Here is a 24,039-nt window from a genome sequence, read left to right as displayed (position 1 = left end):
AACGAGGTACAGATGGCTAAGAAACCAGGACAAGATTTTCGTAGTGCTCAGAGCGGCTTAAGTGAACTAAAGTCGCGCTTATTATTCGTAATTGGTGCACTTTTAGTATTCCGAGCCGGCTCTTTTGTGCCGATCCCTGGTATTGACGCAGCTGTACTTGCCGATTTGTTCGATCAGCAAAAAGGTACCATCGTTGAAATGTTTAACATGTTCTCCGGTGGTGCTCTTGAGCGTGCATCTATATTAGCATTGGGTATCATGCCGTACATTTCGGCATCGATCGTAGTCCAATTGTTAACTGTAGTTCATCCAGCGTTAGCGGAACTCAAGAAAGAGGGTGAAGCAGGCCGTCGTAAGATAAGCCAATATACACGCTACGGCACGCTTGTACTTGCAACATTCCAAGCTATTGGTATTGCAACGGGCTTACCAAACATGGTCGACAATCTGGTTGTTATCAACCAAACCATGTTTACGCTTATTGCTACCGTGAGTTTAGTAACTGGTACCATGTTCTTAATGTGGTTAGGTGAACAAATCACTGAGCGAGGAATCGGTAATGGTATTTCCATTCTGATTTTTGCAGGTATTGTTGCTGGATTGCCTTCTGCAATCGGTCAAACAATCGAGCAAGCGCGTCAAGGTGAATTGCATGTGCTTCTTCTGCTGTTGATTGCTGTATTGTCTTTTGCTGTTATCTACTTCGTAGTTTTCATGGAACGTGGTCAACGTCGTATCGTCGTTAACTATGCGAAACGTCAACAAGGTCGTAAGGTTTTTGCAGCACAAAGCTCTCACTTGCCTCTTAAAATTAATATGGCAGGTGTTATTCCAGCGATTTTCGCATCGAGCATTATTTTGTTCCCAGGAACATTAGCACAGTGGTTTGGTCAAAATGGTGAAAGCAGCGCGTTCGGTTGGTTAACTGACGTGTCATTAGCTCTTAGCCCAGGTCAGCCTCTGTATGTAATGCTTTATGCAGCAGCTATAATCTTCTTCTGTTTCTTCTATACAGCGTTGGTGTTTAACCCACGTGAAACAGCTGATAACTTGAAGAAGTCTGGTGCATTCGTACCCGGTATCCGCCCAGGTGAGCAGACAGCGAAATATATCGATAAAGTGATGACTAGACTAACCCTTGCGGGCGCTCTATACATTACTTTTATATGTCTGATTCCTGAATTCATGATGGTCGCGTGGAACGTTCGTTTCTACTTCGGCGGCACTTCACTACTAATCGTAGTGGTAGTTATCATGGATTTCATGGCACAGGTACAGACTCATCTGATGTCACAACAGTATGATTCTGTGTTAAAGAAAGCGAATCTGAAAGGTTACGGCCGTTAATTCGGTGGTAATAATTTCAGTTCCATTTACGGAGTTTAGCAATGAAAGTTCGTGCTTCCGTTAAAAAAATCTGCCGTAACTGTAAAGTTATCAAGCGTAACGGTGTCGTTCGCGTGATTTGCAGTGAGCCAAAGCATAAGCAACGCCAAGGCTAATCAGCAGAAATTTTTACTTGAAATACAAGGTAGAGTCGAGTATATTCCTCGGCCTACCTTTTGCGTGCAAAAGAAGTAGTATGCCGCAGCGTATCCATAACGGGCTTTGCTGCGGATAATTCTTTTATGAACCCCTTAGGAGTGAATAATGGCCCGTATAGCCGGCATTAACATTCCTGATCACAAGCATTCTGTAATTGCACTTACTGCAATCTACGGTATCGGTAAAACTCGCTCTCAAGCTATTCTAGCTGAAGTGGGTATTGCTGAAGATGCTAAGATCAGTGAACTAACTGAAGAGCAGATCGATCAACTGCGTGATGGTGTAGCTAAGTACACTGTAGAAGGTGATCTACGTCGTGAAGTATCGATGAACATCAAGCGTCTTATGGACCTTGGCTGTTACCGCGGTCTTCGTCATCGTCGCAGTCTACCACTACGTGGACAGCGTACTAAAACCAACGCTCGCACCCGTAAGGGTCCGCGCAAGCCGATCAAGAAATAGTCGGATAAGGTAGAGTACAATGGCAAAACAACCAACTCGCGCGCGTAAGCGCGTACGCAAGCAAGTAGCTGATGGCGTAGCGCACATTCATGCTTCTTTCAACAACACAATCGTAACTATCACTGACCGTCAAGGCAACGCTCTTGCATGGGCTACAGCAGGTGGTTCAGGTTTCCGTGGTTCTCGTAAATCTACTCCGTTCGCAGCACAAGTTGCAGCTGAGCGTTGTGGTGAAATGGCTAAAGAATATGGCCTAAAGAACTTGGAAGTTATGGTTAAGGGTCCAGGTCCAGGTCGTGAATCTACTGTTCGCGCACTGAACGCTGCTGGTTTCCGTATCACTAACATTGTTGATGCGACACCAATCCCTCATAACGGTTGTCGTCCACCTAAGAAACGTCGCGTTTAAGTTTCGTTTCTAGGAATATTGGAGAAAGATCATGGCAAGATATTTGGGTCCTAAGCTAAAGCTTAGCCGTCGCGAAGGTACTGACTTATTCCTTAAGTCTGGTGTCCGTGCGATCGATACCAAGTGTAAAATTGATAACGCACCAGGTGTACACGGCGCTCGTCGCGGTCGTCTATCTGAGTATGGCGTTCAGCTTCGTGAGAAGCAAAAAGTTCGTCGTATCTACGGCGTTCTAGAAAAACAATTCCGCAACTACTACAAAGAAGCTGCACGTCTAAAAGGCAACACGGGTGCAAACCTGCTTCAGCTTCTTGAAGGTCGTCTTGATAACGTAGTTTACCGTATGGGCTTTGGTGCAACTCGCGCTGAATCTCGTCAACTAGTTAGCCACAAGTCTATCCTAGTTAACGGTAAAGTTGTAAACGTTCCTTCTTTCAAAGTAGCGGCAAACGACGTTGTTTCTATCCGCGAGAAAGCTAAACAGCAATCTCGTATTAAAGCGGCTCTAGAAGTTGCTGAACAACGTGAAAAGCCAACTTGGATTGAAGTAGATGCTGGCAAAATGGAAGGTACATTCAAGCGTATGCCTGAGCGTTCTGACCTATCAGCTGACATCAATGAACACTTGATCGTCGAACTTTACTCTAAGTAAGGTTAAAAAAAGAGAGGACACAATGCAGGGTTCTGTAACAGAATTTCTTAAGCCGCGTCTTGTTGACATTGAACAGATCAATACGACACACGCGAAAGTAACTCTTGAGCCATTAGAGCGCGGTTTCGGCCACACTCTAGGTAATGCTCTTCGCCGCATTCTTCTATCTTCTATGCCGGGTTGTGCCGTAACAGAAGTTGAAATCGAAGGTGTGCTACACGAATACAGCACTAAAGAAGGCGTTCAGGAAGATATCCTGGAAATCCTTCTAAACCTTAAAGGTTTGGCTGTGCGCGTTGCTGAAGGCAAAGATGAAGTGTTTATTACACTGAACAAATCAGGCTCAGGCCCTGTTGTTGCAGGTGACATCACCCACGATGGTGATGTAGAGATCGCTAACCCTGAGCACGTAATTTGTCACCTAACGGATGACAACGCTGAGATCGCTATGCGCATCAAAGTTGAACGTGGTCGTGGTTACGTTCCAGCTTCAGCTCGTATCCATACTGAAGAAGATGAGCGTCCAATCGGTCGTCTACTTGTTGACGCTACTTACAGCCCGGTTGATAAAATCGCTTACGCTGTAGAAGCGGCACGTGTAGAACAACGTACTGACTTAGACAAGCTTGTTATCGATATGGAAACGAACGGTACTCTAGAACCTGAGGAAGCAATCCGTCGTGCAGCTACTATTCTAGCTGAACAACTGGATGCGTTCGTAGATCTTCGTGATGTACGTGTACCTGAGGAGAAGGAAGAGAAGCCAGAATTCGATCCTATCCTACTACGTCCTGTAGACGATCTTGAACTAACAGTTCGCTCTGCTAACTGTTTGAAAGCAGAAGCGATTCACTACATCGGTGATCTTGTACAGCGCACTGAGGTTGAGCTACTTAAAACGCCAAACCTTGGTAAGAAATCTCTTACAGAGATTAAAGATGTGCTTGCTTCACGTGGTCTTTCTCTAGGCATGCGTCTAGAAAACTGGCCACCAGCGTCAATCGCTGAAGATTAATCGAAAAGTTAGAAGGATTAGGTCATGCGCCATCGTAAAAGTGGTCGTCAACTCAACCGCAACAGCAGTCATCGTAAAGCGATGTTCAGCAACATGGCTAGCTCTCTTGTTCGTCACGAAGTTATCAAAACTACCGTGCCTAAAGCAAAAGAACTACGTCGCGTAATTGAGCCGTTGATTACCCTAGCTAAGACAGACAGTGTTGCTAACCGTCGTCTTGCATTCGCTCGCACTCGTGATAACGAAGTGGTAGCAAAACTATTTAATGAACTAGGCCCGCGTTTCGCGGCTCGCCAAGGTGGTTACACTCGCATTCTTAAATGTGGTTTCCGTACTGGTGATAAAGCTCCAATGGCTTACATTGAGCTTGTAGACCGCCCAGCTGCTGAAGAAGCTGCTGAGTAATCTATCTAGATTCTTAATACAAAAAGCCGAGCATTAGCTCGGCTTTTTTGTATCTGGACTATGTGTTTTTAAAGGTTGAATCTTGCACCACGATGTTTGGCATTTATTCTTGCCTTCTCGGCTTCACTATTCAAAATATCTCGCATCTCGCATCTCGCATCTCGCATCTCGCATCTCGCATCTCGCATCTTCCACCCACAAAAAAGAGCACCGAAGTGCCCTTATCATTTTCTAAAACTAACCACTCACTATTATTGCCAAATAGCAGCCAAAGAATCCATCAAGCCACTTGTTGCGCCTTGAGATTGCAGTGTTTGCAGAATGATTGGTGCAAACGTTGATACCATCGATGGATCCATACCTAAACTAGAAAAGGCACTTTCAACTGCACCTTGTGAGTTTAGTAGTGATGACAGACCCGTTGATTCCAGACTAGACATACCTGGGATAAGTGACGCAAGCTCTTTGTTATCTGTAGTATCTAGTGAGTTCTGTGCCAGTGCTAACATAGAACCGATACCACCAATCGCTTGATCGCTAGTGACAGATGCTTGGTCGGCAACAGTGTCAGCAAGCGGTGTTGTTTCATTTTGTTGAGACCACATGTTTACAGCTGCCATTAATGCAGTTTGTGATAATTGAGAGTAGTTGGTATCAGAACCAGAACTGGTTTGTTCAGAGTCGCTAGTGCTAGCGCAAGAGACAACAGCAAGGCTGCTTAAAACTGTGATGAGTACTTTCTTCATTATTCGTCCTTAAGTAATAAAGTAATTTACTCTTTCACTATAAACGAAAAACGGCGATGTAGTGACATCGCCGTTGGATTATTTCAATTTTATTTGCCTATAGTATTTTGTTTTACTAGAGGTTTTTATAAAAATTAAAGAATAGCTAGAAGTTCAACTTCAAATACGAGAGCAGCAAATGGTGGGATTGCAGCACCTGCGCCACGCTCACCGTATGCTAGATCTTGAGGGATGTATAGCTTCCACTTAGAGCCAACAGGCATCATTTGTAGAGCTTGTACCCAACCTTGAATTACGCCAGTTACTGGGAATTCAGCTGGTTGACCGCGAGATACAGAGCTATCGAAAACAGTACCGTCAGTTAGTTCGCCGTGGTAGTGAACACGTACTTGCTTGTCTGCAGTTGGGATTTCGCCAGTGCCTTCAGTTAGTACTTCGTATTGAAGACCAGACTCAAGAACGGTTACTTCTGAACGAAGAGCGTTGTCAGCTAGGAAAGCTTCACCGTCAGCAGCTGCAGCTTTAGCTAGTTCTTGACGTGCAGCTTCACCGCGAGTGTGTAGCTCTTGTAGTGCGTTGTTGATTTCGTCAACTTCGATAGCTGGCATGTCACCAACTAGAGCTGTAGCGATACCAGCAGCGATTGCGTCAACGTTTAGGCCTTCAAGACCAGAACCAGCAAGTTGTTGGCCCATTTGTAGACCGATACCGTAGCTAGCTTTTTGCTCTACAGTTTCAAATTTTACTTCAGACATGAAAAGTCACTCTTTTTGTCAGTACGAAAAAGGTAAGAATACCAGTATTAGCAGCGTGAAGAAACGGCTAGTCCCTGATCACTTGCGCTTTACCGCGTCCAAATCACAGCCATGTCAATTTTCTTGCATTGAGCCCTGTTGTGACGGAAAGATCTATACTGTTGGTACTTTGGTTTTTATACTGTAGTTATTCAATGTATAGGACGCAGTGGTATGAATCGTCGTCAAAAGAAAAAGCAGAAAGTTGACCACTTAGCAGAACTCAAGGATCGACTGAATCAGGTCAAAGAGAAATTGAGCTCGATCGATATTAAAGGAATGAAAACCTCAGCAGTGCAAACTTGGGGCTCATTACCAAAATTACACCAAAGATTATTAATGGTGATTTCGCCGATCGTTCTTATCCTACTTGTTGTGCCGTTGCCTGAACCTAAAGTAGAGGCAACTCCGGTTACATCTCGCGTTGCGCTAGAGATAAATACCGTTGGGCTGAGCGAACAGCAAAACACCAAGAGTAGCTCATCAGAGCCGAGCAACAATAATTGGCAGGAATACCTAGTTAAGCAAGGTGATACCTTGGCTCAGGTTTTTCGAAACAACGATCTACCACTGTCTGATTTAAATGCGCTAGTGCGTATTGAAGGCGCAGACAAGCCACTCAGCCAGATCCGCAAAGGTCAATTGGTTCGATTCAAATTAGCTGAAACCGGACAACTTGATATCCTGCAATTAGAGAAGGGCGACACATCAGTTATGTTCTTCCGTTTATCTGATGGTGGTTTTGGCCGCAGCAAATAGGTATCTTGCGTGAGTTACGAACTCAACAGTACGAACGAGACAAAAAAGAGCTAAGCATTAGCTCTTTTTTTTGGTCGCTTGAAAGGCGCGAGCGGTAAGATGATCAACATAATACCAATGAAGGTTAGCGTATCAGGGACCTCATCGAACCATATGGCGCCAATTAACGCGACAAACACCAAGCCTGAATATTCAGCGAGAGCAATCTGGCTTGAGTGCGCTTTTTGGTAGGCCGCGACCGCAAGCCCGTTGTAGCTCAGTATTAGCGTTGCACTTAGTGCTATGTATCCAAGATGTTCTAAAGATACGGGCTGCCAATACAGTAAGCACAGTAGTAACGAGGCTGGGATAGAGAAGAGGGTTGTCCACCACAACGTGGTCACCACAGATTGTTCACTAGGGAGCTTTCGTACCAATACATTGAACAGGGCAAGCGTTAGTGCAGTCCCCAATGCAAACAGTGCTGCCCAGTGAAATTGCGATGGCCGTAAAACGATTAGCGCGCCAATAAAGCCGATAGTGGTGGCGATGACTTTGCCAAGCGCAGGCTGCTCTTTGAGTAGAAGTACTGACAGAGGCAGCATCAACAATGGGGCTACGTAAAATACCGCGTTAGCTGTCGCTAAGGACATATGGGTGATCGCGACCACCATACACCCACTGCCGATTAGGATCAGCTGTCCTCGAACTAAGGTGACTTTAGCTTGCTGTAAGCGGCGTTGTGCTTTGCTTTGGCTCAGCCACAGAGGGGTAATGAGCATTAGGGATATCAACTGACGGAAAAAAATATACTGAAGAGGCGGTACTTCACCATTCAATAATTTTACCGCTACGTCAGAGAGCGAGGCAAACAGGTTGCCCGCAATCAACAATAGGATACCGACAGTGATATTCGACATTACTTCTCTAATCTCATGTCTACGTGCGGAATATCATCTTCCAAGTACATTTCAGATATCGTCTTGAATCCATGGCTTGCGTAGAAGCTTTCTAGGTGTTCTTGTGCACCAATATCGATGGTCGTGTTCGGCCATAATGCCTCACAGCGAGTTAATGCTTCTACCAGTAATTTATGCCCTAAACCGTTGCCTCTTGCTGATAGTTTGGTGGCAACTCGGCCAATACTGGCATTGTCATAAGTCGTGCCAGGTGGTAATAAACGAGCACAAGCGATGAGTTCTCCGTCCGCATAGCCCATTAGGTGCTGAACACCTTCAAGGTTATCTTTGCCATCGAGCTCTGGATAAGGGCAAGTTTGCTCAACTACAAATACATCGACTCGTAGTTGCAGTAGTTGATAGAGCTGCTGTGTTGAAAGTTCAGAAAAGGGAATAGAGTGCCAAGTGATCATGTTTACATCCAGAGATTATCGATGCTTTGAATGTACTATGCACACTGACCGTTGGCATTAACTATTGTTAATTCGACCTTTAATTCTACTCAAGCTTATCGCGGTTATTCCTAAGTAGGCAGCGATTTGATTGTCGTTGAGGCGTTGTTCTAGGTCTGGGTAGTGCTCGCAGAAAAGCTGATAACGTTGCTCTGGGGTATAGAGCAACATGAAACGCTCTTTGTTTTCCTTGTGCATCAGCTGGGTTTCTAACAACTTTAAATACAAAGGATTATTAGAGGCGCGCCACTCGATCACGGCCTTCATTGGCAGTTCTAATAGCGTGATAGGCGTGAGGGTTTCAAGCAGGTAAGGGGACGCTTGGTTTTTTATCAAGCTTTCAAAGCCGATGATCCAGTCTTGCTCCCAGTAGAACTCTTTGCTGTATTGCTTGCCCTCATCAGTGAGGTAACAAGCGTGGCACAAGCCTTCAAGCACGAAGTAAATTGAGTCTGCCATCTCTCCTTGGTTAATAAGGATGTGTCTGGTTGGTAGCTCAAGAGGCTTGGCGACAGCGACGAGCGATTCAATCTGACTTTCTGAGAAGTCGAAGCTTTGCAGTTGTTCGATAAAAGAGGTGTGCATGAAAATAACCTAACCCAAATAAGAGCTGAAATCATCGCACTTATTTGAGTGTAGGTACAGTTCGAGCTAAATCAGCGTTGGGCGTGCTGCTCTAGGTAATCTTGAGCAAGTTCTCTACCCATGTATTTACCTAAGGTCTTTAAAGGGACCTTCTTAAGGTTCACCACAATCAAACCATCTAACGCATCATTAAATGATGGGTCGACATTAAAACACACCAGCTTGCCGTTCATCCCTAGATATTGGCGCAATAATACTGGTAGGCCTTTTCCTTGCTCCATGCGTGCTAACACTTTAGAGAGCAGAGGCACACTCGCCAGTGACGATAATAGATGATTCTGCCAGAACACATGACTACTGGTATTGAGCGGTGAAGAAGGGGAAACCAAACTTGCCTTTTCCTCATCATAGTGGTGAATCGATAAGGTAGTCGCGATCAACAGACGCGCATTGTGGCTGTAATCATTGCTGATACTGACCGGGCCAAATAGATGAGTGTATTGAGGATGTCGAGACACAAAGCTCGCAATGCCCTTCCATAGCAGTAACAGTGAATTAAGGCTCTTTTGGTAAGGTTTACTCACTACGGAGCGACCAAGCTCAATGCTGTTGTCTAACGTATCGATGAACTCCTGGTTATAGTTAAACAGACTTCGAGAATAGAGTTGGTCCAACCCGTGCTCTGCGATTAACTTGTCGACCATACCGAGTCGATAAGCACCGACCAATTCTGCCTTAGCTTTGTTCCACACAAACAATTGATGGTAGTAAAGGTCATACTCATCCAAGTCACAGGCAAGCCCACTGCCTTCTCCAACCTCACGGAAACTCTCTTCTCTGACTCGACCAATCTCACGCATTAAGTTGGGAATAGATTGGCTTGGCGTGCAGTAGACCTCGAAGTCACCTTGCTCGAGCAGTTTCATCTCTTCAGGGAGTGAGCTTATCTCTATTGCCAATACTTCGGGTGATATTGGCGCTATCACTTGGGTATCGAAAGAGGGTGCGTGGATTGGCGTGTTCGGACTATCTTGCTGACTCATTAGGTAGGTATTAAGTCGTAGGTAGTTGACGATATCCATCTCTTTTTCAAACGATTTAATCTCTGAATACGGAATCGATGAGCCAATCGAGATAGAGATAGTTGTCGCTTGTTTATTAAGAAGTTCACGCCCGAGTAGAGCGGTTCTCAACAGTGGATGTACACGACCCGCTTGATAGAAAAGCTCACTGTTTTTGCCATTGATAAAGATAGGAACCGTAGTGGCTTGATGACGTTTAACGAATTTCGCGACTGATTTGCTCCATTCGATATCCGTGAGTGTTTTAGCCCCTTTGCGGTAACTTGATACTTCCCCGGCAGGGAACACGATCAACAGCCCGCCATCGGCTAGGTGGCGATTGGCATCACGAATGGCTTTGGCATTGGTGCGTTTCGACTCTTTACTATTAAAGACATCGACTCCGATAAAAAGATCATCCAGTTCAGGCAGTCGCTTGAGTAACTCATTCGCTAATACCTTCACATCCTTTCTTACCGATCCTGCAAGATCAGCAAGGATCACACCTTCAATGGCGCCAAGTGGGTGGTTCGCCACAATCACGACAGGGCCTTCTTCAGGGATGTTTTCCGTGCTTCCCGATGCAACCGAGTAGTCGATATTGAGCGCCGATAGGGTGTAATTCATGAATTCGAAGCTAGATAACTCGTTTTTACGATCTTGGTAGAGTCGGTCTAGCTTAGATAGCCCAGTTGCCCACTCGACAACAGACTCACCTAAACCAAAAGGCGTGTAACGTGGTAAACGAAAAGGACTATCAATCATAATGAAGCTACCTTATTGACTAAAGCTGTTTAGGAAACCGTCTTGATTCTTGAAATCTTTCACACTTAAAAATGCACCGCATAACCAGACTAGGCATGCCATACCAAACAATAATCCGCCGTCGTAACCGACAATGTCACCCGCGGCATTGAACTCTGGCATTTGAATACCGAGTGGCGTAAACAGGTGGAAGAAAATTGCGCCAGTCATGATCCCCATACTCATAATGGCGCCGAGGCCATGCCAACGAGTGAACAACAAAATGGCCGCAATCAATTCAGCGAATCCAATCAAGTAGCCGCCAAACGAGCCAAACCAGCTTAAGCCTGACCATGTCGCTAGCGTGCCAAAGATATGCTCTGTCTCGTATGAGCCGGTGAACTTAAAGAACAGTGACTGAATAAACACAAAAGCGATAAATGCTGCCGGGAGATGTTTAGCTGGAGTGAATGTCATGGTTATTCCCTTACTTAATCAGCTGCGGCCAAGCTTTATCGGCTTGTTGAATATGCTGCGCACGGTCTTTCTCCCAGGTCTCCTGAATCTCTTGGTCGTAGTTCAGGTAAAGTTTGTCATCCACTATGGTCCAATACTGTGGATCGCCTGGAGCAAAATCGTTTTTGGCAGATACAGCCCATGCGCAATAACCACCATATTGAGGGGCATATTTTTCAGGATTATTAACAAATAAAGTCAGATTCTTTTCAGAAGAGAAATACCAATCCGCGCCTTTGTATTCAGTGCTGAATTGTTTACTGCCTTCAACAGGCTTGCCTGAGGTGAAGTAAGCTACGGTATCGTAGCCATCGAGTGCTTTGCTGCTAAAGAAGCCGGTATAGATTTCATCGGCGGCAAATACGTAAGGGCTAACAAGTAGCATGACCATGGTGATTAGTTTTCTCATGATGGACTCCATCTATAGATTGATTGCGGGTGATAAATCGAAGGTAAAGCGCTGCTGATTTATCTGGCACGGCTTGATTGGTTCGCAAGGTGAGCCGGATGCATAAAACATCGAGGCTTGACCGCGCAAATTACGTAAATGGGTAAAGCTGACTGTGTGTGCGTCTTCACGATGCATACAGGTTGCTAAATGAGGCTGTTCACTGTGATGGTGAGAGTGAAACTTGAGTAAATTCTGTTGGTTCTTACCTGTTGCGATGAGTTGATCGTATTGGGCTTGTCGGTAGGCTTGTACTCGTTCTAAATCAACACCGGATGAGAACAGTGGTGAGTCGGTTTCCACTATTTTCTGTTGAATACCATCCCACATGTAGGCAATTACCACACCGTTGCGCTGCGTTAAATTCGGAGCAAAAGCCAGTAAGGTAAATGGGGCAAACGAGTTTAGGTTGAGCCTATGAAAAGCCTCGGAAAGCTGACTGAGATTACGACTCGAGGATAGGTTTTTCAGTAATAAACCACGGCTGACCAAAGGACCGACTGGAACAATGCCTTGATAGTTATTGAGTAAGCATAGCGAAAGCCCGAACTCGTTGATGCTTATCCAGCTACCACCGCCCGTTGGGTCAAGTGGCATGATGATATCGACACCGTTGACTCGATATTGCTTAGGTGGCATCGCCAATGCTCGGGTCTTTTGTTCATCACGATTAAAAAAGACCTGATAGCCATTTTCTTCAAGTAGCCAAGATACTGAACACATGATTATTGCTCCCTCAGATAGCTACTGGTGGTTGGGGCATAACCAAAGGTGTTACAGGTTTCAACATCAAGGAAGGTGGTGATCACTTTGATCATCGCGTAGTGATGATTGGCGTGCAGCGCTGCAAAAGTCACTTCTCTTTCTAGTGTTGAAGGTAGGCTAGCGAACATTTGAGTATCCATCGAAACCTCAGTTTGGATCGTGATAGGTGCTTCTAGATCATGATGGTCTAATCGCTCTAGCCAATTGATCACGTAGTGGATCTCTTTGATTGCCATCGACCTATCGTATTCGACTGGGTGACCACGACGACGAGTGTTGTAATCAATGGTCGCATCCTCTTTCAAAATCAAAGCGTGAAAAAGATCCAGCGTATGGCGAGTATGCTCACCAATAGAGCTAGTGACATGTGGCTTAGCACTCGTTAGATAATCGCTATCAGAAATCGCTGTCAGAAACTCTAGGCCTTGATTCAGTATCTCTACCGCTCCCTTGATACTCGGAGATACAGCGGCAAAGGCGCTCGGCTGGGCTATCGGGTTCATGCATGTTCCTCGTATAAAGTTAGTCGGTGGTCGGATATTGTTGAACAAGGCGTCGCTCTTCTTGCCACGCGTTAAATAGGCTCTTAAAAGATGGAGGCTGGTGGCCTCGCTGTTTCTGTTGAGCGCCGATGTCAAAAAGAATGCGGTATTGTCGAAGTAGAGTAGAAAATATCTCTCGCAGTGGGGTGTTGCGATCCCATATGTGTCCAGCCTCGCTGCTTGCACCATTGACTTCAAGGATAGTGAAATCCTCACCTCTCATTAGGCTGTGCATGTCCTTAAACTTGACGTCGAGTCGACCAAAGTGGAAGCCATCGAAGTCGTCAAATATTTCATCTAAACGTTCGGTTAGAGCCTGAGTGATGTATTGATTACCATCTCGGAAGATACAGCCACGGCTATGGCTACCTGCAAACGCAAGCTGGAACTCTTCGCCCTCTGCGAGTACTTGATCCAACTTATTTTCATGTCTTGGTAGATACAGGTGACTGAGCTGCCCAGCTCGCGGGTTATCTGCTATTAATTGCTTGAGTGTCGAAGTGCCATCGCCAGTCACCATTGGCGAATATTTGAGAGTGATCGAAATGATCTCGCCTTGTTTGCTATTCGGGTAACGAACATAAAAAACACCAGCCTCAGCTTGATAAGGCGCTTTTTCTTGCAGCAAAAAGCGAGCATGATTTGGGAAGGATTCAATATATTGCTCAAGTTGATCTTGGTTATTGATCAGCTTGACGCCCACACCTCGGCAACCAAGATCCGGTTTCGCCACAATAGGGAAATCAAGATCCGATTGGATGAGTGCACTGCGCGCATCTTCTGCTTGTTTCTTACTGCTGAGATCGGTTTTGGTGAGGGTGATAAACGGCGAGATCCAGTGCTGGCTTGACGATCCGGCAAGGCTCAGTATCTCGTGTTTTGACTCACCGACCATGCCACTGAGTTTGATGCTCGGATTAGCGATCAGCGGCAGCGCCCAATCAAAATGCCGTAACCCTTGCATCAGGCTTTGAATGACCACTGGCGTGTAGAAAAACCAAGTTGGAAGAAACTCATAAGGAGAGACACTACGCACAGTATCTTCTTCAAGCAGAGGCATACCTGCATTAATTTGATGTGCTGGAATGATGTGAATATCTTGCGGTGAACTCATGATAGTCCTCTAGAGTAGGTTTTATTCATTAATCGATTACCGACAAACAACAAAGCGATGGCACACGGGATGACGATCCATTGATATTCAGAGGCTTGCAGCCACGCTGATGTCCCTAAATAGTAGATGGCAGAGAAGACAATGCCAGTCCATAACGCGGTGGCGCCGATCACGGCAAACAAGAAAGTAGGGAGAGGGATGGCGAAAAAACCACTTAAGGTAAAACCAACCGTGCGTAGCCCAGGAATAAAGCGGATAACAAAAAGACTGCTGAATGCGTTTTGACGTAATTTGGTGCGAAGTGCACGAAAGTATCGATTGGTGAGTGCCTTATAACGAACGCTTCTAAAATAACGCCCTGATTTACCAAGGTAATAAAGACCAAGATCCCCGGTGGCAATGCCAATGAAAATTGCAAGTAACGCATATTGCGGTGGGATGAGTGCTTGAGTCGCTAAACCAGCCGCCGTAACAATCGCCAGATCTTCAAGCAGGTAAGAAAGCGCGATAATGCCAAGCATAAGCCATAGCAGCGACTCCTCCCCTGAATTTAACCATGCTTGAATGCTCTCGACGGTGCCCATCAAATGTCCTTATCTATCCTATAGATGAATGGTTTATCGACCATTCATTGAGTGTAGTAAATTAAATAGACAGGAGGAGCTGAGAAAAACTTACAGCGAATTGCTGCTTTTTTACGTTGATTGGATTTAATAGGTGATTTGAGGTGTGCGATATTAGGCGAAGAATGAGCAGGAGTTTAAGCTTCGCAAGTTAAGGCTTTACACTGAGAATTTAGATAAGAAAAGAAAAAGGCTGAGTCGTTAAACTCAGCCTTTTAGAAGGTTAACTATTGATTACTAGAGTAATCTATTTAGTTAGATCAATTTGGTAAACGCCGAAACCAACATCGTCAGTGGCAACACGTTTCATTGGGTATTGACCCTTCTCTTTGATGAACTGTGCCGCTTTCTCACTTGGCGACGTTTCAAAGCGGATATCTAGCTTTTTATCCGTTTTGATTGGTGCGAATGACCAGTTGTTGTCAGCTGTTGGGCTCACTTGGCCTTGCTCTTTGCTTACGCGAGAGATGTAGTTCGCCAGTACAGTACGGTTCTCATCTGGTGCATCAAATGCGATGAAGTCTTCACCTGTGCCTGGGAATTTAGCGCTGTAAGCTCGGTAGTTGTTGGTTGCGATCAGGAAGTCTTGCTTCATGTCGATTGGCTTACCTTGGTAAGTTAGGCCAACAATACGCTGAGAATCAGGGTTAACCACTTTACAGTTTGCATCGTATTTCGCAGGCTGAGTTACGTCGATTTGGTAATTCACACCGTCGATAACATCGAAGTTGTAAGTACGGAAGTTATCCCACTCAATCAGCTGTTGTGGTGCTGTTGAGTTCACATCGATTTGGTTGAATTGGCCAGCAGAACACTCAAGCCACTCTTTTACTTCGTGACCCGTTACCTTCATCGCAACTAGCGTGTTCGGGTAAAGGTACAAGTCAGCCGCGTTACGGAATGTTAGTTGACCAGATTCCACTTCAGTGAAGTTTGCTGGGTCATTCTTACGACCGCCTGCTTTGAATGGTGCCGCTGCAGAAAGTACTGGTGTACCGTCTAGATCAGGGTCGCCTTGGATGAATTGCTCAACGTAATCTTTTTGTGCAAGGTTAACGATCTGTACGGTTGGATCGTCTTGTACTAGAGACAGGAAGCTGTACATCACGTCATCTGCTTTACCAATTGGTTGGTTTACAAAATCACGAGTACCTTGGTGGTCTTTTTCTAGTGCAGTTACGATGCCTTCATCTGCTGCAGCCAGTGATTTCTTCTCGATCTTGTCGTAGATAGGGCGAGCTTCAGATTGGCCTTTTACGACTTCCCACTTACCGTCTTTTTGCGCCAGTGTTAGGTCCATAACACCTACGTGGCTACCCCAACGACCTGGCATTACTGCCGCAACACCGTTCATGGTGCCGTTTTCGTTGTCAACGCCTTGGATGTTGTCGAAGCCTTTACCTGGGAATACGGCGTGAGAGTGACCGAATGCAATCGCATCAATACCTTCTACTTCAGATAGGTAAAGCGTCGAGTTCTCTTCGCCTGCTTTGTATGGGTCTTGAGATACGCCAGAGTGAGGGATCGCAACGATAACGTCTGCACCTTCAGCCTTCATTTGAGGTACTAGCTCGTTCGCTGTCTCAACGATGTCGCGAGCGATCACTTTACCTTCAAGGTTCTTTTTATCCCACGTCATGATTTGTGGTGGAACAAAGCCGATGTAACCCACTTTGATCTCGTGCTCTACGCCAGCTGTATCTGCGAACGTGTGTGTCTTGATGATGTAAGGCGTGAAGTAGTGCTCTTTTGTTTCAGCATCGTAAACGTTAGCACTGATGTATGGGAAATCAGCGTCGTTGATAGATTCTTCTAGGAACTCTAGGCCGTAGTTGAACTCGTGGTTACCGATGTTCGCTGCATCATAGCTTAGCTGGTTCATTGCTTTGTAAGCAGGGTGAACTTCACCGGCAACGATGCCTTTGTCTGCCATGTAGTCACCCATTGGGCTACCTTGCAGTAGGTCACCGTTATCAACTAATACGCTGTTTGTTACTTCGTTTTGAGCTTCTTTTACTAGAGTTGCAGTACGTGCTAAGCCAATTTTTTGTGATGGCTTGTCTTTGTAGTAGTCGTAATCCATTAGGTTGGTATGGATGTCAGTTGTCTCTACGACACGTAGTTTAATCACTTCATCGGTATCTGGTGTTGTTGTGCAGCCTGCGAGTGTCAGACCAAGACCTGCAAGTACAGCCAATGATAAAGGTTTCATTGCAACTTTCATTTTGTAGCTCCAAAGTGGATAGAAGAAAATTCGTTGCGTAATGTAACAAAATGGAATGAAACAATGATTACAACGAATGTTAATTCGTGACTTAGATCGATTACTTTATGGTGTTCTGCAAGATGCCTCCCAAAGCTGCTCAATCCATGCACAAATGATATCGATAAGATTAGTCCATTCATTTCACCTGGTTATCTATTTATTACACGCCTTATCAGCTTTTCGAATAAAAAATGAAATTTTAGAATTTCCAGTAATATGAGCGGCTCGTCATAATGCCTATATCAAGGACGTATCAGGCAGATGAATAGCAAGGACAGCTCAATCGAAGCTTCTGCTTTCTTCTAGTGCCAATACTCCCATTCACTAAGTGGATGAGCTAAATCCCTTGCTTGGTGAGACCAAGTAATGAATTGCTCGTAACGCGAGCCTTAAAGGAAGCACTGAAATGGACCAAGAACGTTTAACCCACCTAAAACAGCTAGAAGCGGAAAGTATTCATATTATCCGTGAAGTGGCGGCTGAGTTTGATAACCCAGTAATGATGTACTCCATCGGTAAAGATTCTTCTGTGATGCTTCATTTAGCTCGCAAAGCGTTTTACCCAGGTAAGATTCCATTCCCGCTGTTACACGTTGATACGGATTGGAAATTCCGCGAGATGATTGAGTTCCGTGACCGCACAGCCAAAAAGTACGGTTTTGACCTTTTGGTACATAAGAACCCTGAAGGTCTAGCAATGGGGTGTAGCCCATTTGTGCACGGCTCTTCTAAGCATACCGACATCATGAAAACTCAGGGCCTTAAGCAGGCGTTAAACAAGTATGGGTTCGATGCTGCTTTTGGTGGTGCTCGTCGTGATGAAGAGAAATCTCGAGCGAAAGAGCGTGTTTACTCTTTCCGCGATAAGAACCACACGTGGGATCCAAAGAACCAGCGTCCAGAGCTTTGGCACACTTATAACGGTCAGGTTAACAAGGGCGAAAGCATCCGTGTATTCCCTCTATCAAACTGGACTGAGCTGGATATTTGGCAATACATCTATCTAGAGAGCATCGATATTGTTCCACTTTACCTTTCAGATAAACGCCCGGTGGTTGAGCGTGATGGCATGCTGATCATGGTTGATGATGACCGTATGGAGCTGCAAGAAGGTGAAGTGATTGAAGAGAAAAGCGTTCGTTTTCGTACTTTAGGCTGTTACCCACTAACCGGAGCGGTTGAATCTGAGGCGAATACGCTAACAGGCATTATTGAAGAGATGCTGGTGGCGACGTCCAGTGAGCGTCAAGGTCGAGCGATTGACCATGATCAGTCGGGCTCAATGGAGCTGAAAAAGCGCCAAGGTTATTTCTAAGAATCTAAGGAAAGAAAAATGAATAGTGCAGTAGAAGCCGAATTGGCTGAACTAGGGATTGAAGGTTATCTGAGTCAGCATCAGCATAAATCTATGCTTAGATTCTTAACTTGTGGCTCGGTGGATGATGGCAAAAGTACGCTAATCGGTCGCTTACTCCATGATACAAAACAGATTTATGAAGATCAGTTAGCAGCGGTTCACTCGGATAGCCAACGAGTGGGTACCACAGGTGAGAAGCCTGATTTAGCACTGCTTGTTGATGGCCTGCAGGCTGAGCGTGAGCAAGGCATCACCATCGATGTTGCTTACCGCTACTTCTCGACGCAAAAGCGTAAATTCATTATTGCTGATACCCCAGGGCATGAGCAGTACACGCGCAACATGGCAACAGGCGCTTCAACGTGTGATCTGGCGGTGATCTTGATTGATGCTCGTAAGGGCGTTCTGGATCAAACGCGTCGTCATTCGTTTATTTCTAACTTGCTTGGTTTGAAGCATTTCATCGTTGCAGTCAACAAGATGGATCTCGTGGATTATTCACAAGATCGTTTTGAAGAGATTCGCGATGAATATCTAGAGTTTGCAGAAAACCTAGAAGGCGAAACTAACATTCAGATCTTGCCGGTTTCGGCGCTTGAAGGCATCAACGTTGCTGCACCAAGTAAAGAGCTAGCATGGTTTGAAGGCCCATCTCTACTGGAAGTGTTAGAGAACGTTGATATTGACCAAAAACGTTCTGCGGGCGAGTTCCGTTTCCCAGTGCAGTATGTGAATCGTCCTAACTTAGACTTCCGCGGCTTTGCCGGTACTGTGGCTTCTGGCCGTGTCAGCGTTGGTGATGAAATCAAGGCGTTGCCATCAGGAAAAACTTCTAAGGTTGCACGTATCGTAACCTTTGATGGTGATTTGGAATCTGCCCAGGCGGGCTTGGCGGTAACGCTGACCCTTGAAGATGAAATCGATATCAGTCGTGGTGATTTGATTGTGTTGGAAAACGCTCAGATTGAATCAACTAACCACGTATTGGCAGACATCGTGTGGATGACAGAGCAACCACTGCAACCGGGCAAAGCTTACGACATCAAGATCGCCGGTAAGAAGACTGTTGGTCAGGTTGAAACGGTTCGTCACCAATACGACATCAACAATCTCTCGACTCACGAAGTCGATGAGTTGCCACTGAATGGTATTGGCTTGTGTGAGTGGTCATTGAACGAGACTGTCGCACTGGACAAATACCGTGAAAGTGCCGATACCGGTGGCTTCATCGTGATCGACCGTCTAACTAACGTGACGGTTGGTGCGGGTTTGATTCGAGACCGTTTGGACTCTGTTGAACAGCAAGTCGGTAACTTCTCTGCATTTGAACTTGAGTTTAATGCATTGGTTCGCAAGCACTTCCCGCATTGGGATGCCAAAGATTTAAGCCAACTACTGAAGTCATAAACGACTGAGTAACAGCTTATTGAATCAGGCGGAAACTGATTGTTTCCGCCATAAAGGACGGGTATATGTGGCAACAAGGATTTGTATTAGCGATTTTGCTCGGCATCATTACTTGCCTGCTCGTTACCCGTATTAAGCCAAGCTTTATCTTTGCTGGCGCGGCGTTTATAGCTTTTATGGGCGGGATGATCGACCTTTCGAGCTTAGCCAATAACTTCACTAACTCTTCGTTACTGACGTTAATTCTTTTGATCCTCGCATCGAGTGCGTTGGAGAAAACTCGCTTGATCAGCTGGGTTAGCCGTAATATCTCTGAAGGTAGGCTAGGCACAGTGGTGGCAAAGTTGGGTATCTCTACAGCGCTGCTTTCTTCCTTTACCAATAACACGGCTGTAGTGGTCTCTTTGATCGGTGCGATCAAACGTAATCAGCAGCACGCGCCTTCTAAGTTACTTATTCCTTTGTCATACGCCGCTATTTTGGGGGGAACACTGACATTGATCGGCACCTCAACCAACTTGATCATCAATAGCTTTGTTGAAGATGCAGGATTGCCGAGCCTAAACTTTTTTACACCAACTTTGATCGGTTTAGCGGTCTTGGCTGGTGGCGTGTTGATCCTTATTCCTCTGAGTTACTTCTTACCTAGCTACGATGATGGATCGCAAGATGATCTACCTTATTTCTTAGAAGCCAGAGTTGAGCCAGGCTCTCCGTTGGTTGGTCGTAGTGTTAGTGAAAACAACTTAAGAGCATTGCGAAAACTTTTCTTAGCGGAAGTGATTCGTGACGGTAAAACCACCGCCTCGATTGACCCTGATTTTGTATTGCAGGCTCGTGACCGATTGCTGTTTTGTGGTGATGTAGAGAGCGTGGCAACACTACAAGAAATCCAAGGTTTAACCCTATTTGGTCAGCACCACCTCAACGGACAGAGCTTTGTTGAAGTAGTGGTGAGCTCGTCGGCAAGCTTCTGTAATAAAACATTGAAAACCAGCCAGTTTAGAGACCGGTTTGATGCGGTGGTCGTGGCGATTCGTCGTGGCCATGAACGTCTTGAAGGTGGTTTGGGTAACATCACGCTGACGGCAGGTGATACCTTAATTCTGGTGCCTGGCAAACGTTTTGAAGAGCAGCGCCAGCAACACAACAAAGAGTTTGTGTTGATGAATGATTTGGATTCGAGTGCCAAGCTTGATGCAGATAAATCGGCACTCGTGCTACTCGGTTTCACCAGTGTGATTGGCTTAGCGCTGCTTGATATGGTGCCGATAATTAAAGGCTTAGCTGGGTTCTTATTGTTGCTGGTAGCATTTGGTATCGTGCAGCTGAGTGAGCTTCGCCGCCGCTTTCCTGTTGATATTGTTGTGATTGTTGGGTCTGCACTCTCTATTGCTCAACTGATGATTTCATCTGGCTTATCTGAACGTATGGGGCAGATGTTTATGGAGGCCTTTAATGGCTGGGGCGTATTTGGTGCCTTGGTCGCGACTTATCTGATGACTCTGATTCTGACTGAGTTAGTCACCAATAACGCCGCAGCGGCACTCTCTTTCCCAATCGGCTACAGCATGGCGGTAGGCTATGGCGTTGACCCAATGCCATTCATCATGGCGGTATTGTTTGGTGCGAGTGCCAGTTTCATTTCGCCATACGGCTACCAAACTAACTTACTTGTTTATAGCGTAGGTAATTATCACCTCACAGATTATCTGCGCATCGGTATCCCAATCTCGATTGTTTACTCGGGCTTGGTACTGACCCTAATTCCTTACTTTTTTCCATTTTAATGCTGTTTATTTAAAGGACTATTTATGACCGCAGTACTCAAACACAAAGATGAGAATGTTGTGTGGCATCAACACTCGATTGATAAAGGATTCCGCGCGGATCTGAAATCACAAAAGCCTGCTGTGCTTTGGTTTACTGGATTATCTGGTTCTGGTAAATCGACAGTAGCTGGAGCACTTGAGAATCGCTTAGCGCAACTTGGTTACCATACCTATTTACTGGACGGTGATAATGTTCGTCATGGTTTGTGTAGTGATCTTGGCTTTTCTGAGCAAGACCGTCGAGAGAATATTCGTCGTATCGGTGAGTTAGCTAAATTGATGGCTGATGCTGGTTTGATTGTACTGTCTGCGTTTATTTCTCCTCACCAAGCTGAAAGGCAGCTGGTACGCGACTTATTGCCTGAAGGGGAGTTTCTTGAAGTGTTTGTGAATACACCATTAGAGGTGTGCGAACAGCGTGACCCTAAAGGCTTATATAAGAAAGCACGTGCGGGAGAAATTCCTAATTTCACGGGGATTAGTTCGACTTACGAAGCGCCACAGAACCCTGAGATTGATCTACCTGCAGGAGAGAAGACGATCGATGAATTGGTAGAGTTGTGCATTGATGCGTTAGAGAAGCGTAACATTTTAGCCAATTGAGACCGCTGGTATGACTAAGGCTGCCCATCAGCATGTCTGCTTGTTCGCCAAAAGCAGTGCAGCCTTACTCTACCGAGACAAGAAACCTATCCTCTAGATTCTCTTTTTTCTTCTCAATATTTTTCAGTTTTTACACCGTCTATTATCTAGACGGTGTAGTTCACACTGCTTTTCACTTCTGTCTGAACCGTGAATTTTTGGCTCAATAGCGCAATTAATTGGTCGTAATAAGGCATGTTGGGTTTATTGCCAAGCAAGGTACACAGTTCGTTGCCAGTAGGGCTGAATCGGTAGTACACCAACTTCACGCCTTTTGATAGCGGCGCCAGTGACATGCTCTTACCTTGATACGTCAGATGCAATGCAGGGTCGAAGTCGATCTCTCCAGACTCTAGCTCCGTGCCTAGAATAATGCCAAGTTCAATCAAGTGGAGAAGACTAGAGTAGGGCAGGTTATGCCCACCAAGGTTAATGGTGTTGGTGGTGTCTCTTTTACCAAAACTGAACAGCCCTGCGTGAGACTTAAAACCAAGTAGCAGTTTTTTACTGTTGTCACTACCAAAGCTACAACCCAGTGAAGCAGCTCTTTGCAAGGTCAGTGCTTCCTTTGGTGTCATATCTTTTAGGATTTGTAGCGCCTTCATCGACGTAGAGCCTGGGTTGGTGACTTCTCGTTTCAGCACCTGAGCCCACAGCCTTTGCATTGATGTGTTGTGGATCTCTTGTGCCATATCGAAAAAGCGGTACAGCCAGTCCTGATCTGGATCTCCAGCCGCTTCATCTTTACATGAAGAGTGGGCCAGTTTCAGGATCTGCTCTAGGTTCTTCTGGCGCAGCTCCTTACGTTTCTTCTCTCGCAATAACGCTCGCTCAATCAGAGTGCTAGCGGCTTTATCGTTCGTTTTTTCGCTATGACTAATTAAGGAATCTAAACCGAAGCTTTGGGCAATGTGCAGCATTCGACTGGCACTGTCGGCAATATGAGGCTTTTTCTCATGCTTGTGCTGTGTGTCGCTAGCATGCTCAATGATCACTGGCTGTTTGGTTTCTGACATAAGAGTACCGTTAGGAGACGAATCAATACCAATCGTAGTCATTGCTCTCAAGGCTTTTCCCTACGCTATTGCTGATCACTGACTTACTGTGATTGGTATAACTGTCTAAAATGTAACTCTTTATCTGATTGGTGGCTAGATTTTGCGTGCAGAGTTGAAGACTTCAACAAAATTTTACTTTTGATAATGATAATAAAATGTTAAATTTGTTGTAATTATCAAGGAGGAGTTATGAATCAAGTCAATGATAACAAGCTGAAAAAGCAGCTTGGTATAGGTTTATTACTCGCGACTTATGTGGGTGTGCTAGCTTATTTATCTAATTACATTGCGTAATTTAGAGGAACAATATCGTTATTAAACTGTTATTGAATAACTTGGTTTATTCAGTGACGGCGGCTCATCGCTGAGCCACCCTCCAAACGACTACATGTCGTCGTATTCTTCAATTGCAGTACCTTCAATCAGATAGCCCGTTTGCGCTAGATCGTGACTGATAGATTCTGTTTTCAGCGTACCTACCAAATAGATCACATCCCATAGTTGCTGGATTGGCGCGCCCTTAGGGAACTTAACGTAAATAATTTGGTTCGGTGGCGGTGGTGGAACATGGATACATGCACCAAAGTACGGTACTAACAGAAACTCAGTGATCATATTCTCATCGCCTTCCAATGGAATCACAAACCCTGGGATCTTAACCTTACTGCCGTTTAACTCCGGACGAACCGCTCCAAGTGTCGACTGTTGAGGCTTTTCCATACTGTTATGGTCAACCATCGGCATGCCAAACGAATCTAGTTGAGCGCGCTCTGATTCTGGAATCAAATCAATCCATTCGAGTGTTAATACCGATTCCTCATTCTGAGGTGTTTCAGCGTGAGCTGTACTGATAAATGGGAACATCATTAGCCCAAGTATCAGTAGGAATTTGCGTTGCATCG

27 protein-coding genes are annotated in these 24,039 nt (G+C 45.4%); 12 read left to right on the top strand and 15 right to left on the bottom strand.

Going from position 1 to position 24,039, the window contains the following annotated elements:
* Nucleotides 1-12: 12 nt before the first annotated feature.
* The 7 genes from secY (at nucleotide 13) to rplQ (ending at nucleotide 4,488) form a co-directional block, all read left to right on the top strand.
* The gene (secY, locus tag F0228_RS17625; RefSeq protein WP_004738781.1) at nucleotides 13-1,347 is read left to right on the top strand and encodes a preprotein translocase subunit SecY; all 1,335 of its coding nucleotides are present in this window, start codon (nucleotides 13-15) and stop codon (nucleotides 1,345-1,347) included.
* A 41-nt stretch (nucleotides 1,348-1,388) separates the two neighbouring features.
* Nucleotides 1,389-1,502, top strand: a complete 114-nt coding sequence (rpmJ, locus tag F0228_RS17620) for a 50S ribosomal protein L36 (RefSeq protein ID WP_000868186.1) — start codon at nucleotides 1,389-1,391, stop codon at nucleotides 1,500-1,502.
* 148 nt (nucleotides 1,503-1,650) lie between these two features.
* The gene (gene rpsM / locus F0228_RS17615) at nucleotides 1,651-2,007 is read left to right on the top strand and encodes a 30S ribosomal protein S13 (protein WP_004738779.1); all 357 of its coding nucleotides are present in this window, start codon (nucleotides 1,651-1,653) and stop codon (nucleotides 2,005-2,007) included.
* A gap of 19 nt (nucleotides 2,008-2,026) precedes the next feature.
* Nucleotides 2,027-2,416, top strand: a complete 390-nt coding sequence (gene rpsK, locus F0228_RS17610) for a 30S ribosomal protein S11 (RefSeq protein WP_004738778.1) — start codon at nucleotides 2,027-2,029, stop codon at nucleotides 2,414-2,416.
* A gap of 31 nt (nucleotides 2,417-2,447) precedes the next feature.
* Nucleotides 2,448-3,068 (top strand): 30S ribosomal protein S4, encoded by a 621-nt coding sequence (gene rpsD / locus F0228_RS17605; protein WP_004738777.1) that lies wholly within the window; start codon nucleotides 2,448-2,450, stop codon nucleotides 3,066-3,068.
* Nucleotides 3,069-3,090: 22 nt separating this feature from the next.
* Entirely contained in the window at nucleotides 3,091-4,083 is a 993-nt protein-coding gene (gene rpoA, locus F0228_RS17600; RefSeq protein WP_004729813.1) for a DNA-directed RNA polymerase subunit alpha, read from the top strand.
* A gap of 24 nt (nucleotides 4,084-4,107) precedes the next feature.
* A complete protein-coding gene (gene rplQ, locus F0228_RS17595) occupies nucleotides 4,108-4,488 on the top strand; it encodes a 50S ribosomal protein L17 (protein ID WP_004729812.1) in 381 nt (126 codons plus the stop codon).
* 251 nt (nucleotides 4,489-4,739) lie between these two features.
* Here the strand turns inward: rplQ and F0228_RS17590 are convergent, their stop codons facing one another.
* The gene (locus F0228_RS17590) at nucleotides 4,740-5,234 is read right to left on the bottom strand and encodes a DUF2780 domain-containing protein (RefSeq protein ID WP_008220521.1); all 495 of its coding nucleotides are present in this window, start codon (nucleotides 5,232-5,234) and stop codon (nucleotides 4,740-4,742) included.
* A gap of 134 nt (nucleotides 5,235-5,368) precedes the next feature.
* Nucleotides 5,369-5,989 (bottom strand): FKBP-type peptidyl-prolyl cis-trans isomerase, encoded by a 621-nt coding sequence (locus tag F0228_RS17585; RefSeq protein ID WP_008220519.1) that lies wholly within the window; start codon nucleotides 5,987-5,989, stop codon nucleotides 5,369-5,371.
* A 213-nt stretch (nucleotides 5,990-6,202) separates the two neighbouring features.
* Here F0228_RS17585 and F0228_RS17580 point away from each other — a divergent pair, with 213 nt between their 5' ends.
* Nucleotides 6,203-6,787 (top strand): LysM-like peptidoglycan-binding domain-containing protein, encoded by a 585-nt coding sequence (locus F0228_RS17580; protein ID WP_008220517.1) that lies wholly within the window; start codon nucleotides 6,203-6,205, stop codon nucleotides 6,785-6,787.
* A gap of 50 nt (nucleotides 6,788-6,837) precedes the next feature.
* On the opposite strand, the gene F0228_RS17575 is transcribed toward F0228_RS17580, so the two are convergent.
* The 11 genes from F0228_RS17575 to F0228_RS17525 form a co-directional block, all read right to left on the bottom strand.
* Nucleotides 6,838-7,686: a DMT family transporter gene (locus F0228_RS17575; protein ID WP_061033927.1), complete on the bottom strand. Its 849-nt coding sequence runs from the start codon at nucleotides 7,684-7,686 to the stop codon at nucleotides 6,838-6,840.
* Nucleotides 7,686-8,138, bottom strand: a complete 453-nt coding sequence (locus F0228_RS17570; protein WP_061033926.1) for a GNAT family N-acetyltransferase — start codon at nucleotides 8,136-8,138, stop codon at nucleotides 7,686-7,688. The genes F0228_RS17575 and F0228_RS17570 overlap by 1 nt, the downstream gene beginning before the upstream one ends.
* A gap of 57 nt (nucleotides 8,139-8,195) precedes the next feature.
* Complete coding sequence (locus F0228_RS17565) at nucleotides 8,196-8,762, bottom strand: Crp/Fnr family transcriptional regulator (RefSeq protein WP_061033925.1); 567 nt, start codon at nucleotides 8,760-8,762, stop codon at nucleotides 8,196-8,198.
* Between the two features lie 71 nt (nucleotides 8,763-8,833).
* Nucleotides 8,834-10,588, bottom strand: a complete 1,755-nt coding sequence (locus tag F0228_RS17560; protein ID WP_171762540.1) for a lysophospholipid acyltransferase family protein — start codon at nucleotides 10,586-10,588, stop codon at nucleotides 8,834-8,836.
* Nucleotides 10,589-10,600: 12 nt separating this feature from the next.
* Nucleotides 10,601-11,044 (bottom strand): hypothetical protein, encoded by a 444-nt coding sequence (locus F0228_RS17555; protein ID WP_171762539.1) that lies wholly within the window; start codon nucleotides 11,042-11,044, stop codon nucleotides 10,601-10,603.
* 10 nt (nucleotides 11,045-11,054) lie between these two features.
* Complete coding sequence (locus tag F0228_RS17550; RefSeq protein ID WP_019825480.1) at nucleotides 11,055-11,492, bottom strand: YHS domain-containing (seleno)protein; 438 nt, start codon at nucleotides 11,490-11,492, stop codon at nucleotides 11,055-11,057.
* A gap of 12 nt (nucleotides 11,493-11,504) precedes the next feature.
* The gene (locus F0228_RS17545) at nucleotides 11,505-12,254 is read right to left on the bottom strand and encodes an NRDE family protein (RefSeq protein ID WP_171762538.1); all 750 of its coding nucleotides are present in this window, start codon (nucleotides 12,252-12,254) and stop codon (nucleotides 11,505-11,507) included.
* A gap of 2 nt (nucleotides 12,255-12,256) precedes the next feature.
* On the bottom strand, nucleotides 12,257-12,799 hold the full coding sequence (locus F0228_RS17540) for a hypothetical protein (RefSeq protein WP_171762537.1): 543 nt from the start codon (nucleotides 12,797-12,799) through the stop codon (nucleotides 12,257-12,259).
* A gap of 19 nt (nucleotides 12,800-12,818) precedes the next feature.
* Nucleotides 12,819-13,952, bottom strand: a complete 1,134-nt coding sequence (locus tag F0228_RS17535; protein ID WP_171762536.1) for an ATP-grasp domain-containing protein — start codon at nucleotides 13,950-13,952, stop codon at nucleotides 12,819-12,821.
* Nucleotides 13,949-14,536, bottom strand: a complete 588-nt coding sequence (locus F0228_RS17530; protein WP_171762535.1) for a DedA family protein — start codon at nucleotides 14,534-14,536, stop codon at nucleotides 13,949-13,951. Before F0228_RS17530 ends, F0228_RS17535 begins: the two co-directional genes overlap by 4 nt.
* Nucleotides 14,537-14,822: 286 nt before the next feature.
* The gene (locus F0228_RS17525) at nucleotides 14,823-16,799 is read right to left on the bottom strand and encodes a bifunctional 2',3'-cyclic-nucleotide 2'-phosphodiesterase/3'-nucleotidase (protein ID WP_116871601.1); all 1,977 of its coding nucleotides are present in this window, start codon (nucleotides 16,797-16,799) and stop codon (nucleotides 14,823-14,825) included.
* Nucleotides 16,800-17,211: 412 nt separating this feature from the next.
* On the opposite strand from F0228_RS17525, the gene cysD reads away from it, so the two are divergent.
* The 4 genes from cysD to cysC all read left to right on the top strand — a co-directional run bounded on the left by cysD (nucleotide 17,212) and on the right by cysC (nucleotide 22,040).
* Nucleotides 17,212-18,156, top strand: coding sequence for a sulfate adenylyltransferase subunit CysD (cysD, locus tag F0228_RS17520; protein WP_258166798.1), 945 nt, complete (start codon nucleotides 17,212-17,214; stop codon nucleotides 18,154-18,156).
* An 18-nt stretch (nucleotides 18,157-18,174) separates the two neighbouring features.
* Nucleotides 18,175-19,605 (top strand): sulfate adenylyltransferase subunit CysN, encoded by a 1,431-nt coding sequence (gene cysN / locus F0228_RS17515; protein ID WP_061033918.1) that lies wholly within the window; start codon nucleotides 18,175-18,177, stop codon nucleotides 19,603-19,605.
* Between the two features lie 65 nt (nucleotides 19,606-19,670).
* Complete coding sequence (locus F0228_RS17510; protein WP_008220492.1) at nucleotides 19,671-21,395, top strand: SLC13 family permease; 1,725 nt, start codon at nucleotides 19,671-19,673, stop codon at nucleotides 21,393-21,395.
* A gap of 24 nt (nucleotides 21,396-21,419) precedes the next feature.
* Complete coding sequence (cysC, locus tag F0228_RS17505; protein WP_008220490.1) at nucleotides 21,420-22,040, top strand: adenylyl-sulfate kinase; 621 nt, start codon at nucleotides 21,420-21,422, stop codon at nucleotides 22,038-22,040.
* A gap of 146 nt (nucleotides 22,041-22,186) precedes the next feature.
* Here cysC and F0228_RS17500 read toward each other — a convergent pair whose 3' ends face one another.
* Both F0228_RS17500 and F0228_RS17495 read right to left on the bottom strand, forming a co-directional pair.
* A complete protein-coding gene (locus F0228_RS17500; RefSeq protein ID WP_032498533.1) occupies nucleotides 22,187-23,095 on the bottom strand; it encodes a TIGR03899 family protein in 909 nt (302 codons plus the stop codon).
* A gap of 426 nt (nucleotides 23,096-23,521) precedes the next feature.
* On the bottom strand, nucleotides 23,522-24,037 hold the full coding sequence (locus F0228_RS17495; RefSeq protein ID WP_061033917.1) for a DUF3299 domain-containing protein: 516 nt from the start codon (nucleotides 24,035-24,037) through the stop codon (nucleotides 23,522-23,524).
* Nucleotides 24,038-24,039 lie beyond the last annotated feature (2 nt).

It is taken from the genome of Vibrio sp. 99K-1 (assembly GCF_013114585.1).
In the GTDB taxonomy this organism is placed as follows: Bacteria; Pseudomonadota; Gammaproteobacteria; order Enterobacterales; family Vibrionaceae; genus Vibrio; species Vibrio chagasii_B.
The sequence above is the reverse complement of the archived record's forward strand: the minus strand, read 5'-3'. Positions and strand labels throughout refer to the sequence as shown.

Bases quoted from the DNA above. Each gene is read 5' to 3' on its own strand.
- secY (WP_004738781.1), top strand. From the start codon at position 13: ATGGCTAAGAAACCAGGACAAGATTTTCGTAGTGCTCAGAGCGGCTTA.
- rpmJ (WP_000868186.1), top strand. From the start codon at position 1,389: ATGAAAGTTCGTGCTTCCGTTAAAAAAATCTGCCGTAACTGTAAAGTT.
- rpsM (WP_004738779.1), top strand. From the start codon at position 1,651: ATGGCCCGTATAGCCGGCATTAACATTCCTGATCACAAGCATTCTGTA.
- rpsK (WP_004738778.1), top strand. From the start codon at position 2,027: ATGGCAAAACAACCAACTCGCGCGCGTAAGCGCGTACGCAAGCAAGTA.
- rpsD (WP_004738777.1), top strand. From the start codon at position 2,448: ATGGCAAGATATTTGGGTCCTAAGCTAAAGCTTAGCCGTCGCGAAGGT.
- rpoA (WP_004729813.1), top strand. From the start codon at position 3,091: ATGCAGGGTTCTGTAACAGAATTTCTTAAGCCGCGTCTTGTTGACATT.
- rplQ (WP_004729812.1), top strand. From the start codon at position 4,108: ATGCGCCATCGTAAAAGTGGTCGTCAACTCAACCGCAACAGCAGTCAT.
- F0228_RS17590 (WP_008220521.1), bottom strand. From the start codon at position 5,234: ATGAAGAAAGTACTCATCACAGTTTTAAGCAGCCTTGCTGTTGTCTCT.
- F0228_RS17585 (WP_008220519.1), bottom strand. From the start codon at position 5,989: ATGTCTGAAGTAAAATTTGAAACTGTAGAGCAAAAAGCTAGCTACGGT.
- F0228_RS17580 (WP_008220517.1), top strand. From the start codon at position 6,203: ATGAATCGTCGTCAAAAGAAAAAGCAGAAAGTTGACCACTTAGCAGAA.
- F0228_RS17575 (WP_061033927.1), bottom strand. From the start codon at position 7,686: ATGTCGAATATCACTGTCGGTATCCTATTGTTGATTGCGGGCAACCTG.
- F0228_RS17570 (WP_061033926.1), bottom strand. From the start codon at position 8,138: ATGATCACTTGGCACTCTATTCCCTTTTCTGAACTTTCAACACAGCAG.
- F0228_RS17565 (WP_061033925.1), bottom strand. From the start codon at position 8,762: ATGCACACCTCTTTTATCGAACAACTGCAAAGCTTCGACTTCTCAGAA.
- F0228_RS17560 (WP_171762540.1), bottom strand. From the start codon at position 10,588: ATGATTGATAGTCCTTTTCGTTTACCACGTTACACGCCTTTTGGTTTA.
- F0228_RS17555 (WP_171762539.1), bottom strand. From the start codon at position 11,044: ATGACATTCACTCCAGCTAAACATCTCCCGGCAGCATTTATCGCTTTT.
- F0228_RS17550 (WP_019825480.1), bottom strand. From the start codon at position 11,492: ATGAGAAAACTAATCACCATGGTCATGCTACTTGTTAGCCCTTACGTA.
- F0228_RS17545 (WP_171762538.1), bottom strand. From the start codon at position 12,254: ATGTGTTCAGTATCTTGGCTACTTGAAGAAAATGGCTATCAGGTCTTT.
- F0228_RS17540 (WP_171762537.1), bottom strand. From the start codon at position 12,799: ATGAACCCGATAGCCCAGCCGAGCGCCTTTGCCGCTGTATCTCCGAGT.
- F0228_RS17535 (WP_171762536.1), bottom strand. From the start codon at position 13,952: ATGAGTTCACCGCAAGATATTCACATCATTCCAGCACATCAAATTAAT.
- F0228_RS17530 (WP_171762535.1), bottom strand. From the start codon at position 14,536: ATGGGCACCGTCGAGAGCATTCAAGCATGGTTAAATTCAGGGGAGGAG.
- F0228_RS17525 (WP_116871601.1), bottom strand. From the start codon at position 16,799: ATGAAAGTTGCAATGAAACCTTTATCATTGGCTGTACTTGCAGGTCTT.
- cysN (WP_061033918.1), top strand. From the start codon at position 18,175: ATGAATAGTGCAGTAGAAGCCGAATTGGCTGAACTAGGGATTGAAGGT.
- F0228_RS17510 (WP_008220492.1), top strand. From the start codon at position 19,671: ATGTGGCAACAAGGATTTGTATTAGCGATTTTGCTCGGCATCATTACT.
- cysC (WP_008220490.1), top strand. From the start codon at position 21,420: ATGACCGCAGTACTCAAACACAAAGATGAGAATGTTGTGTGGCATCAA.
- F0228_RS17500 (WP_032498533.1), bottom strand. From the start codon at position 23,095: ATGTCAGAAACCAAACAGCCAGTGATCATTGAGCATGCTAGCGACACA.
- F0228_RS17495 (WP_061033917.1), bottom strand. From the start codon at position 24,037: ATGCAACGCAAATTCCTACTGATACTTGGGCTAATGATGTTCCCATTT.